The following is a 12,092-nucleotide window of genomic DNA, read 5'->3' on the forward strand; positions in this document are numbered from 1 at the left end:
GTTCTCATGAATCAGGCAGACGCTTGGAAACTGAGGTCATCACGGTTTGAAGCCGTTCAATTCAGTCGTGAGGTCAATAAGCAGCTCTCGGAGCTAAGACCCGACAATATCACGGGAGCGGCGTACATCGCGAAAGATTATGCTGTCATCGCAGCGTGCACGCTCGCGACCGTCTCCGTCTCGTGGTGGCTGTACCCGCTGGCCGTTCTTCTGATCGGCGCCTATCAGCGCGGTTTGACCACCATTGCGCACGATGCAGCTCACCGCACGCTCGCGAAGAACACCACTTGGAATTATATGCTCGGCATTCTGTTCGCCTCCTATCCCTTGTTCCAGCGCCACTGGGCCTATCGGATCTCGCATGTCTACCTGCATCATCCGTATCTCGGCGATCCCGACAAGGACCCTGATCTGAAGTTCTTCCTGGCCAGCGGCGTTTATGACGTGCAGCCTCCGGAGCGATACGCGTTCAACATCATCTGGAAGCCGATCTTTGGCGGCGCGACATTGGCCTATCTGAAGTACCTTTGGACCAATCGTTTTTCTATCGAAGATGCCGGGGATCAGAGCCGGACAGCCATACTTGTCGACAGGTATTGCTTCTATCTCTTCTGGATCAGCATCCTCGTCGGCTCATATCTGCTTGGGCTACTCCATGTCGTCGTTTTGTTCTGGATTGTGCCCTATCTCACCACATTTCAGGTCCTCGGCTGGTTCATCGAACTCGCAGAGCACTCACCGATGTGCGAAACTGAGACGCAGAACGTCTATCTCACCAGAAACCGGAAAGGGAGCTTTCTCGAGCGAGCCATCCTCGGGCAGAATCTGGATGAGTACCACCTGGAGCACCACCTTTCACCGGGTATCCCGTTTTGGCTCTTGCGCAAAGCGCAGAAAATCCGGATGCAGGATCCGAACTACGCGAAGGTCGCTGCGACTTGGGGCGGACTCTTTGTCAAGGGACCTCAAGGTCAACCTAGCGTCATAGCTCAGTTGAAAGAGCGGAATAGACGGTTGTATGAGCAGTCTATTGCCGGCGTTCGCACGGGAGGTCAGCTCGCGTGAGGTTGCAGCAGTCCGAGCGCGCCCGAGCCGTTGTCGCCGTCACATCGAACCGTCTTCTGGTCGAGGATGTGCATCGCGACTGGTTACGTCGCAAGTACGTGCATGCACTCCATCGTCATGCGGGAGTTGCTTGCATCATACTGCCGACCCTCGATCCGGAGGATGCTAGCGAGGAGGTCGCCATGGCCATCATGGGTCGGGTCGACGGCCTGGTGTTGACGGGTGATGAATCAAACATCGACCCGGCCGTCCTTACAGCGCCTGCGTCATTTACAGATGCTGATCGGCAGGACGTCGAGCCTGGAGTCCTGGACCGTCCACGGGATCGGCTTTCTGCCTTGAGCATAAAGAGTGCCATCGCGTTCGGAATGCCGATTCTGGGTATCTGCCGTGGGCTTCAGGAACTCAACGTCTATTTTGGCGGCACGCTCCGCCCATCGCTCGCAGTTTGGAGGCCAGAAAGCGGCGCTATGCACGCCGAGAAGCCAGATCGTCCCAGAGACCGCCAGTACGATGCCGCGCATAGCGTCAGCATATCGTCGGATGGCGTACTCTTTCCTGTCGCGCGGACAATGGAGGCGCAGGTCAACTCGCTGCACAATCAGGGCATCGAGGCGCTTGCCCCAGCGCTGAGGCGGGAGGCGTGGTCGCCTGACGGTCTCGTCGAAGCAGCTTCGGTGATTGGCGCTCCGACGCTGCAGATCGGTGTTCAATGGCACCCAGAATGGCACGTCTCGACCGACCTCCTTAGCAAGCAATTGTTCAAAGCATTTGGGGAGGCGTGTGTTGGGTACTGCAGGAGTAAGAAGGGCTAGAGGCAGAGCGCGATAATGCAAATGAACCGTGGCCCCAGTGAGCCGAAAAGCCAGTCATCGAGAACCGGCCGCGTCTCACGCCACAGGCTCCAAAATGGTGAACGCTCGACGAGCGGCTTCGCGTTAGGAGTGCTCTTTGTGGCCCTTTATGTCGTTCTGAGCGCGGCAGGCGAGGTTTATGCTGCATCCTATTTTCAGCAAGGAGATGCGTTTGTTGCGCTCCTGCTGTCATTCGCGGTGGTTTGTCTGACGTTCAACTTCTTGGCCCGCCACGAGGGAGGCGAAGCAAGAGTAGGAAGTCGATCGGTTTTAGCCTTCATCGTACTCAATGTCGTGACAGCAATCAGTTGGGTGGGCCTATTCATCGGATTGAAATACGTCGAGCCTGCGATCGTTGTTTCGTTCATGGTCGCGCTGGGACCGGCCGCAACAATCTGGCTAAACGCAGTGATCAGGCGCCGGGGTTCTCCTCCAGCATCCGAGATAGTCGTCAGTGCTGCGATCGCAGCGATCGGAAGTTACATGATTTGGATCTCAGCCAGCGGCAACGCGGGTGTGGAGTGGGGAGCTCGCTCATCCTTTGGCATTGTCTTGGCCATCGTGGCCGGCCTATCGATCGCCATCACAAATATACTCGTGAAATTACTGTTCGACCGGGGTTTTTCGGGCCGACAAGTGCTGGCTCATCGGTTCTATGGAACGATTCTCTTGCTGCTGGGACTGGTGGACCATTCATCCGTCGGACCCGAAATTGCACAGCATTGGTTGGCGATTGCTACAATTGGCCTGTCGACGATCGTCTTACCTTTGCTCTTGATCCAGCAGGGCATCCGCCGGGTAGAGCCCTTCACGGTCAACATGGTCCTGTCAACGGCCCCCGTCATCACCTTCCTGTTCCAGTACTTCGATGCTCGCATCGTGCCCTCATCACATACGTTCGTTGGTAACGTCCTCATAACGGCTATCGCTGTCACCAACATCTACTTGCAATATAGGAGATCCGTATGAAAGAACGGAAATGCGTCGTCGTGGACGCATACTCTACCGGCCGATACTTACCGGAAGAATTCAAACGATATGGCATCGGAACATTGCATGCGATGTCGGCGGCCCGGATTCCACCCATATTTGAATCGCACTTCGATGCGAATCTATACGAAGAAGTCGTTCGCCCCAGCGAGCGCATGGGGTTTGACGACATCGTTGAATATCATCTTCAGGCTCTCCATGGTCGGGAATTAGAGTTCGTTATCGCGGGCTGCGAGACCGGGGTTGAACTGGCCGATTCTTTGTCGGAACGGCTTGGATTGCCTTCCAATGGCACCGCACTATCGGCTGCTAGGCGCGACAAAGCGCGATTGTCCTGCGCGTTGACCTATGCTGGTGTGCGATCGATCAGACAAGTTGTCTCCGACAATGCGGCAGAGATCGCAAGCTGGAAGCTAGAAGCGAAGTTCGATGAGATCGTGATCAAGCCCCTGAACAGTACGGGCACGGAGGACGTGTTCTTCTGCTCGACGGATGCTGATATTCAGCGGGCGCTAAGCACAATCATCGGGAAGACAAATCGTGTCGGCGCTTTTAATCATTTTGCCCTCGCGCAAGAAAAAATAAATGGACAGCAATATACCGTAAACGCCATCTCGATTGGCGGTGAAGCCTTCGTTACGGAGGCCTGGACGTATGACACTGTGCCTATCGAGGGAGCGTCGTCGGTTTGCTCACTGGAGAGATTGTTGGAGGGCGGCGAACCAATCGTTCATGAGTTGGCCGAGTACCTGGAGCGTGCGTTGCAGGCGCTTCAAATTGTCGAAGGGCCGGCTCACGCCGAGATCATTGTCGATCATCGAGGGCCGGTTCTGGTGGACTTCGGGGCGAGACTTCAAGGGACTATGTCGGCAAAGGCGCGAACGATGGCGCTGGGGCATAACCATATGACGCTAACGGCCTGGCGCTACGCAGATCCTAAGGGCTTTCGTGAGTACATGAGGCTACGGGGGCCCTACAAGCGGAAGTCGCATGCGCTATGCGTCTCGCTGATCTCGGACAGGAGCGGTGTCGTTACAGGTCATCCGGGCCTCGAAATGATACGCAAGCTCCCGAGCTACGCGGATGCCATTGCATTCGTTCCGATTGGTGGGCAGCTAGTTCCAACCACTGACTTGGCTTCGACGCCGGGCATCGTTTATCTGGTGAATAGCGAATTGATTCAGCTTGAGGATGACTATCGAAAGTTACGAGCAATGCGGATGGATCAGGTATTCGACTTAGTGATGCAGGATCGCGACTAATGCCGACTGATGCCAGGTTGACTAGAGCGAATCCAGCCCGCGCGGCGATGGTCGGCGTGAGCGACTTCGATGGCGTTCTGCGAGGCAAACACCTCTTAGGTGAAGATTTCAAGGGTGGAGATAAAGTTATCAAGTTCTCTGAAGCGGTGCTGGCGTGGGATTGTGAAGACCGGCTCATTTCGGCTAGTTTCACGCAGAATCCGCTATCAGCGTTCGGAGATGCTGACCTGCGTATTCTGTCAGGCACCGGCCGTTCGGTGTCTCATCTCAGCGATCAATATCTCTACCTCGCGGAATTCACGGGCGCGCATGAGAACATCTGCCCGCGCGGAGTTCTGCGTAGGGTCCTGCGCAGGGCTTCTGACCACGGATACGACTGCACTGTCGGGTTCGAGTTTGAGTTTATGCTGTTTAAGGAGAACGCAGACACGATTGAAGAAAAGCCCTTCGGGGAGTGGGCGCCTTTAACGCGCGGCCCGTTCGGCTACTCGATTGCGCGATCTGTCGCGCACCATGAGCTGTTCGATGAGATCTTAGCGCTTTGTGAAAAAGCTAGAATACCTCTCAGCGGACTACACTTTGAGACGGGACCTGGCGTGGTTGAAGCGTCAATTCGTCATTGTGATGCGCTGGAAGCTGCCGATCGGGCAACCATATTCAAGTCGATGATAAAAGGCTGGGCGCAAACCCGAGGGATGATGGCTACATTCATGGCCAAGGTTTCCGAGCAATGGCCCGGCCAGTCCGGCCATATTCACATCTCCATGTCCTCGGATGGCCGAAATGCGTTTTATGACAGTGATGCGTCCGGTAACGTCTCGAAGCTGATGAAGAAATTCATCGCCGGACAACTAGACTACATGAATGAGTTCTGCGTGCTCGCGGCGCCAAACTTCAATAGCTACAAAAGATTGGTTCCTGGCTGCTGGGCGCCAATCTATCCAAGCTGGGGAGTTGACAACCGCTCCTGCGCGGTTCGCTCCATTCCCGGAGAGCCATCAGCCCATCGGCTGGAGTATAGGCTGCCTGGCGCAGACATGAACCCATATCTCGCGCTCGCGGCTGCGATTGGTTCCGGCATATTGGGCGTCGAGACAGGATCGTCACTGCCGGCTTCGATCGTCGGTGAAGCAGGCGTGGAGATGTGCCTTCCGTGCGCGAGACTGCCTCAAAGCCTATCAGAGGCAACTGATCGCTTTGCCCAATCTGCAGCGGCCAGTGATGTGTTCGGAGAAAGGTTTGTTGAAATGTTTTCTTGCTCGCGCCGTTGGGAGTGGGAGGTCGTGCAACATCGGGTCACCGACTTTGAACGTCGGAGATACTTCGAGATCATTTAGCTTGAGCCCTTCGGCGGAAGGTGCATTGCCTACCAAGGCGGCGGCGCAGATCGTGGGCATGAGCGGTGTCACTAATTGCGTCCCGATATTGATAAAGCGCGTCAAGTCATTCGGAGCAAGATGCTTGCGTTACGGCACATTGACGGGAGGCATGGGCGCCCTCTGACGTGGGTCGAAGCCATTCTGGTGCTGGCTGCGTGCGGTCAAGATGATCGTAAACGCCACGAGGAGAATCAGAAGACTGCGCATGCATTATTACTCAAGTTAATCTATCGCAATTATGAAGCGGCTCACATCTGGTGCCTTGGAGAAGGGGAGGCCTTTCGCATCCCATGGATCCCAGCGTATTCGCAGCCAAAAGCTAATAACCGACTGTTCTTGCCGGAGGTTGGCTATCGGGGCGATCATTCCGCCTAAAAAATGCGTTTTTGCAAGGAGGCCGCAGGAATGGTGCAGCGAATTCGAGTAGTAATTTAGGGGGACTTTAACACCGCAAGACAGCCCGCGCTGCTGCCTCCGCGAGCTGTGGAGGACGGTTGATGCGTAATCATGACATTATGTCCGGTAGCCTGTTGGCGCTCACCGCCGCTGGCGTTGCGCTGCTTTGCTCCAGCCTGCTCGCACTTGCTTTCATTTAGATCCCGCGCTCGACAGTCGACGCGCTGGGATTTCTGCGAGGCCTCTCGCAAAGGCGGTGCGCAGCCGGACAGGACGCTGCTATGGCTGTAATGGAGGCCCGGCGATCGACATGATCTGCTCAGGTTTCCATAGGGATCCACGTCTTCGAATCGTTCCGTTACGCATGTTGTGCTCGTGTTTCTGAACGGCCGACCTGATCTCCGGGCCGACGCTCGCCAGGCGTACCGTCTTTATTGGCCATTCGCCGAACGGCCTAAGACAGATGGTCGAGCCGATACGACGAGCAGTGATGTCTATCGTTTGGGCAGACGTCGAACATGTGTGCCCTTCTGAAATCTTGGGTATGCCAACATGGCATGATCAGCCAGCGAAAAGACGCGTGCGGTTTGATTCGCCTCTGGTTCCGCGTGCCCGGGATCGTCGAAAGTAGCTCGCAAAGCAAAAACTCCGATGCGGGAGACAACATTGCTGAGAACGTTGCGGCGGCTGTTACGGCGCGCGGCAGCTCTTGACCATCGTCTTTTGTCGCGGCAACGAGAACCACCAAAGCATATCGAAATGAACAGAGCGGGTAAGGCTGTGACGGATCAATCCCAAGCATCGGAGTTGCCACCGGTCTTGCAGAGACCATCGAAAGGCTTTCGTTGGAGTTTTGCTCTTGTAGCCGTCTTGCTCGTTTTTGGCGCAGGAGGAGCCTACTATTGGACTGATATCGAGACGTTTGCCGAGGCGCCACCGGCGCACGGAATCGTGGCTCCCACTCGCGACTTGTCACCTGAGGATAAGGACGTCCTTTTAGGGATCCAATCGGGGCAGCAGAAGACAGCCGATGAAATTGTCGAGCTCAATCGCAACCTCGATGCTCAGCAAGCCGAGCTAAAGCGGATCTCGGGCCAGATCGAAGCCCTGACCCAAAGAATCCACGAGCTGCAGAAGCCGGCGCCTGTCGTTTCACCTGCTCCTGCTGCTTCTCCGCCGCCCGTGCGCACCACATCCAAGCCGGCCAAGAGAGACGTCCGGCCATCAAAACCGCAAGGTGCAGTCTCTGTCGGAGGCGCGCCGCTGACCGCGGAGCCGAGCACGGAATAGCGCTGATTACCACAAAATGCCTGTCGTATAACGCTGGCCTTCCAACCCCGTCGGAAAGTAACGGTCCACCATCTTGATCGGTAGGCCGAGCCTTTCATTGCTTGGCCTGCTTTCGGAAGTTCTCTGTGAGTCGCAAGAAGTCCATAAGCAGGACGTGGCCCTGTGGGGTAAGGATCGACTCGGGATGGAACTGGACGCCATAGGTGGGATGATAACCGTGCGTGAGGGCCATGATCTCGCCTTCCTCCGAACGCGCGGTCACTATGAGGTTCTGCGCACGTGATTGATCAAACTCGACGACAAGAGAATGGTAGCGACCGACTTCAAGCGGGGTTGGCAGCCCCCTGAATAACCCTCGGCCGTCATGCGCGACGTATGAGCGCCGACCGTGCATGGGCCGATGCGCTCGCGCCACCCGTCCTCCAAAAACGCTCGCAATACACTGATGTCCAAGGCAAACGCCCAGAATTGGTACGCGTCCAGAAAGCTCCCGGACCACTGCTGTGATATTCCCGCCTCGGTTGGGGTGCAGGGGCCGGGCGATATGACCACCGCGCGCGGATCGAGACGAACGAGCTCGCTGATGCTGATAGCGTCGTTTCGGATCACTTCCGTTGCTTCACTGAGCTTGTGGAAATAGCGGGCAATGTTGAAGACGAAGGAGTCGTAACTATCGATGATGGCAATCAAAATCCACCAGATGGTTGAAAATGAAATGCATCAAAGATTCGCTCTGCTTTAGCGAGCGTTTCCTCGTATTCGGCCTGGGGCTCCGACATGGCCGTTATACCGCCGCCCGCATGAAACACAGCCAGGTCGCCGTCGATCGTGACAGTGCGGATCGCAACACTTGTGTCCATGTGCCCGTTGAAGCCGATGAAGCCGATTGCCCCGCAATAGACCTCTCGCGCTATGCGCTCGATTTCTGTAATAATTTCCATCGACCGTAGCTTTGGCGCTCCTGTAATGGACCCGCCGGGAAAGCAAGCCCGGAGCAGGCTAACGGCGTCTTCCTCTCCGGCAAGTTCCCCCGTAACGATCGACACGAGGTGGTGCACCGAGGCATAAGACTCGAGATTGCACAGAGCCGGAACCTGTACCGAATGCGCAGTGCAAACGCGCGACAGATCGTTTCGCAAAAGATCGACAATCATCGTGTTCTCGGCGCGATCCTTCTCGGAAGCGAGGAGAACAGACGCACGGCGGTGGTCTTCCTTCGAATCCGGCGAACGCGCGATCGTGCCCTTGATGGGGCGTGTCTCGACTTGTCGCCCGTCAAGTTTCAGGAATCGTTCCGGCGAACTTGATGCGATGGTCAGCTTTCCCCATCGTAGCAGGGCGGCAAACGGCGCCGGATTCAATACTCGTAGTTGGCAATAGAAGGCGAGCGGATCAAATGGGGTCGACAACCGGGTGCCGAAACCCTGCGCAATATTCGTCTGGAACACGTCACCCGCCAACAAGTCAATCAGGCGTTGTACCGCCGCAATGTAGCCCTCGCGGCTGAAGTTCGAGCGCCACGCGCCCGCTCTCATAGGACTACCATTCTGAGGCGGCTTTCGACCGGCAAGCAGTGCTGCAAACTCGTTGGCTCGACGACGCGCTCGTTCGCTCCGTCCCGCGCGATTTTGCTCCGGCTATCCGGTCGAGACGATCCAACATTTATTAGCCCGGTGGTCGAAGCTGATGACAAGGTCATAGAAATGCAGGATGGATTGGGCAAGCCCAGACCGGCAATTGTCGGCGCAGACAATCGCTCCAATGTCCTGTTCATGTCGTAGGCAAGGTAGCCTGCCGCTCCTCCCTGGAAGGGCGGGAGTTCGGGACGATGCTCTTGCGGGTACTTCGCGAGTAGAACGCGAAGGACCTTCCATGGATCGGCCTTAAGAGATAGTCCGTTCCAACTGGCTTGGCCGTTTGCGACGGTGTAGGTGCTGAACGGATCGCACCTTAGATATGAGTAGCGCCCGAGCAGCTCGCGCCTTGCTGCGCTATCGAGAAACGTGAGTTGCGATCGATGCCCGAGACGTCGCATCGCTGTGACGGGTTCAATCCACTGCAACTCGCGAACGTACATCGGGTTGTCGGTCACCGGTGGCTGACGTCGTGAAAGTGCCGTTCCCTCGGTTGGCCGACCCGATGAGAATGAGGCTTCTCTGCTATGGGCCGAAACTTGAGGTCCACTACCAGGCTAACCTGACAGTGTTTTTTGCTGCGACAGCACCTGGATCATCCTGCCGTGGAGGTGGAAGGGGCATCTGTCGATACATCATAGTCGGCCGCGAACCGCAGCTCGCGGAGCGGTCGGACCCGTTTAATCGACTGTTGGTAGAGGTCGTGCGCTTTGTACGCCGCGAGCTCCATTTCGCTGTCGAACTCACCATAAACCACGATGTCGATATCGTTGCCGACCTGATCGGTCTTGCGGTTGCGGGCAACCTCAAGCCGGCGCGCATGGGGTATCGTGGTGAGAAGCGAAAGACCTTCGATGATCTGGTCGATGCGCGCCTCTTCCTTGGCGCTGAAGAAGACGATGTGGCGAATCATGGCCATCCCTGGAGATGTCGCTAGCTGGACCATAACTATATGGGAATAGAGGCCGTTGCAATGAGGCTAGTCAGTTGCCACATCATCGTCGCTTGCGATCGTCGGCGATCCGTAATGAAATTTGCCAGTGTTGCTCAGGACGCCGGAAGGGCAAGGCGCTCAATGGTTTGAATGTGCCGCGTGAGCAGGTTACAGGCTTGATCTAAGTTGCGCGTTCGCAAGGCTTGCAGGATCAGGCGGTGATCTTGATTGGAGCGCGGTCGCCAGCCCACTGATCGCGCCATCGCGAACACCAATCTCGAATTGGCAAGCTGCAGTCCATCGAGGCTCGCGAGCAGACGCGGCATTCCGCACGGCGCGACCAAGGCTTGGTGAAAGGCGCGGTTGGCCATCTCAAACTCCTCGACCGTCTTTGCATTATCTCCTTCGGTCAGGGCGAGCTCGATCTGAGTCAAATGACCTGTTGTGAGCCTTGGCCCCGAATGGCGCAAAGCCACCACCTCAAGCGCAGCTCGCATTTCGGCGATCTCTTTCACTGAACGGGTATCGAGCGGAGCGACCCGAACACCGCGACGTGGCACAGCGACAACAAGATGTTGTGCCTGCAGCTGCCGAAAGGCTTCGCGCACGGGGACGTGGCTCGAATTGAATTCTCGTGCAACGTGATCCTGGCGAAGTGGCGTCCCTGGCTCTAAGGCGCCGCTGATAATGCGCTCAGCGATTGAATCCGCGATGCGCGCGACTGTCGTCATGTTGTCAGCAGTGATCATAGATTATCTACCGCAATAACCGATGCATTTGCGAGGCAGCTCGATTAGCATCTCTTCGAGAGCAATGACTATAGATAATTGACGCGATTATCTACAATTGAGCAGGATGGTTATGGATGATGCCGCGGAACTCCAGCGCAAAGAAACAGGCATCGATGCGCAGGTTCGTTGTCATTGGAGAGTCGAAGAGACCAAGGCGCTCTACGACCTCCCTTTTGCCGACCTGATGCTTCAGGCGCAGTGCGCCCATCGCAAGAATTTTGATCCAAATCACGTTGAAACTGCGAGCCTGCTCAGCATCAAGACCGGCGGCTGTCCGGAGGACTGCGGCTACTGCTCGCAAAGCGCGCATTACGAGACCGGCCTGAAAGCCACTCGTCTAATGCGTTGCGCGGATGTGGTTGCGACCGCGCAGTGCGCGAAGGATGCAGGCGCCACGCGCTTCTGCATGGCGGCGGCCTGGCGCACGCCAAAAGATAGCGATGTTGATTCCGTCTGCGACATGGTCAAGGCGGTCAAGGAACTAGGCATGGAAACGTGCGTCACGCTCGGCATGCTGACGCCGAAGCAGGCCGCACGTCTCGCGGAGGCCGGCCTTGACTTCTACAATCACAACGTCGACACATCGCCCGAGTTCTACAGCAAGATAATTACCACCCGTAGCCTGCAGGACCGCATCGATACGCTAGCGCGGGTGCGCGATGCCGGCATCAAGATCTGCTCCGGCGGGATTATCGGCATGGGCGAGCGCGTGGAGGACCGCCTAGGTATGCTTGTGCTGTTGGCCAATCTTCCAAACCATCCCGAAAGCGTGCCAATCAACCTGTGGAGCAGGATCGAGGGCGTGCCGGTGGAAGACACCGCGGAGCCTCCCGATCCGATAGCGTTGGTTCGGCTGGTGGCGACCGCGCGGATCATGATGCCGAGGAGTGTGGTTCGCTTATCCGCTGGGCGGCAATATATGACCGATGAATTGCAGGCGCTTTGCTTCTTGGCCGGCGCAAATTCGATCTTCATCGGCGACGTCCTCTTGACCACCAATAATCCGAAAGTTGATCGCGACGCGGATCTGCTGGGTCGGCTCGGCATCACGTCCGGGCTCGCTCGACGGACGCAGTGCGCGCAGTCTGTTGCTCCTATATCCAGCCTAGGTGAGAAATGCAGATAACTTTGATGAAGGGAAAAATCCATCGCGCATCAGTCACCGAAGCTGATCTGCACTATGAAGGCTCGATCTCGATGGATCGTTCGCTGCTGGAGGCTGCCGGAATGGTGATCAATGAGCGCGTCGAAATCTATAATGTTGAAACAGGAGCGCGCTTTGCCACCTACGTGATTGAGGCGCCGCCGAGGTCCGGCACGATAAGCCTGAACGGTGCGGCCGCCCGACTGGCGATGCCTGGAGACAAGATCATTATCGTTGCATATGCCTCATTCGATGAGGCCGAAGCAAAGATATTTATGCCACGCATTGTGCGTGTGGATCAAGACAATCGCATCCTGCCAAGTTGAACCTAACGGCCCCTTCCTTCCTTCTTC

Annotated in this window: 10 protein-coding genes and 2 pseudogenes; 8 read left to right on the forward strand and 4 right to left on the reverse strand. The window is 56.6% G+C overall.

Annotated elements, in window-relative coordinates; translation table 11 throughout:
• Positions 1–6 precede the first annotated feature (6 nt).
• From rtxC to ACVIIW_RS16965, 6 genes are all read left to right on the forward strand, one after another.
• Positions 7–1,065 (forward strand): dhydrorhizobitoxine desaturase, encoded by a 1,059-nt coding sequence (gene rtxC, locus ACVIIW_RS16940; RefSeq protein WP_456701754.1) that lies wholly within the window; start codon positions 7–9, stop codon positions 1,063–1,065.
• Positions 1,062–1,880 carry a gamma-glutamyl-gamma-aminobutyrate hydrolase family protein gene (locus tag ACVIIW_RS16945; RefSeq protein ID WP_456701755.1) on the forward strand — a complete coding sequence of 273 codons (819 nt, stop codon included), beginning with the start codon at positions 1,062–1,064 and terminating at the stop codon, positions 1,878–1,880. Before rtxC ends, ACVIIW_RS16945 begins: the two co-directional genes overlap by 4 nt.
• A 138-nt stretch (positions 1,881–2,018) precedes the next feature.
• Positions 2,019–2,888, forward strand: coding sequence for an EamA family transporter (locus ACVIIW_RS16950; RefSeq protein WP_456701756.1), 870 nt, complete (start codon positions 2,019–2,021; stop codon positions 2,886–2,888).
• Positions 2,885–4,171: an ATP-grasp domain-containing protein gene (locus ACVIIW_RS16955; protein WP_456701757.1), complete on the forward strand. Its 1,287-nt coding sequence runs from the start codon at positions 2,885–2,887 to the stop codon at positions 4,169–4,171. The genes ACVIIW_RS16950 and ACVIIW_RS16955 overlap by 4 nt, the downstream gene beginning before the upstream one ends.
• Complete coding sequence (locus tag ACVIIW_RS16960; RefSeq protein ID WP_456701758.1) at positions 4,171–5,508, forward strand: glutamine synthetase family protein; 1,338 nt, start codon at positions 4,171–4,173, stop codon at positions 5,506–5,508. The genes ACVIIW_RS16955 and ACVIIW_RS16960 overlap by 1 nt, the downstream gene beginning before the upstream one ends.
• A 1,104-nt stretch (positions 5,509–6,612) precedes the next feature.
• Positions 6,613–7,236 (forward strand): hypothetical protein, encoded by a 624-nt coding sequence (locus ACVIIW_RS16965; RefSeq protein ID WP_456701759.1) that lies wholly within the window; start codon positions 6,613–6,615, stop codon positions 7,234–7,236.
• A 94-nt stretch (positions 7,237–7,330) separates the two neighbouring features.
• On the opposite strand, the pseudogene ACVIIW_RS16970 reads toward ACVIIW_RS16965, so the two are convergent.
• The 4 genes and pseudogenes from ACVIIW_RS16970 to ACVIIW_RS16985 all read right to left on the reverse strand — a co-directional run bounded on the left by ACVIIW_RS16970 (position 7,331) and on the right by ACVIIW_RS16985 (position 10,553).
• Positions 7,331–7,926, reverse strand: a pseudogene (locus ACVIIW_RS16970) (anthranilate synthase component II).
• Positions 7,923–9,328, reverse strand: a pseudogene (gene pabB, locus ACVIIW_RS16975) (aminodeoxychorismate synthase component I). Before pabB ends, ACVIIW_RS16970 begins: the two co-directional pseudogenes overlap by 4 nt.
• Positions 9,329–9,465: 137 nt before the next feature.
• On the reverse strand, positions 9,466–9,783 hold the full coding sequence (locus ACVIIW_RS16980) for a Dabb family protein (RefSeq protein ID WP_456701760.1): 318 nt from the start codon (positions 9,781–9,783) through the stop codon (positions 9,466–9,468).
• Between the two features lie 134 nt (positions 9,784–9,917).
• Complete coding sequence (locus ACVIIW_RS16985) at positions 9,918–10,553, reverse strand: GntR family transcriptional regulator (RefSeq protein WP_456701761.1); 636 nt, start codon at positions 10,551–10,553, stop codon at positions 9,918–9,920.
• A gap of 112 nt (positions 10,554–10,665) precedes the next feature.
• On the opposite strand from ACVIIW_RS16985, the gene bioB reads away from it, so the two are divergent.
• Together bioB and panD are read left to right on the forward strand one after the other, a co-directional pair.
• The gene (gene bioB, locus ACVIIW_RS16990; protein WP_456701762.1) at positions 10,666–11,721 is read left to right on the forward strand and encodes a biotin synthase BioB; all 1,056 of its coding nucleotides are present in this window, start codon (positions 10,666–10,668) and stop codon (positions 11,719–11,721) included.
• Entirely contained in the window at positions 11,712–12,065 is a 354-nt protein-coding gene (gene panD / locus ACVIIW_RS16995) for an aspartate 1-decarboxylase (RefSeq protein ID WP_456701763.1), read from the forward strand. The genes bioB and panD overlap by 10 nt, the downstream gene beginning before the upstream one ends.
• Positions 12,066–12,092: the final 27 nt, after the last annotated feature.

This window comes from Bradyrhizobium sp. USDA 4449 (assembly GCF_054056275.1).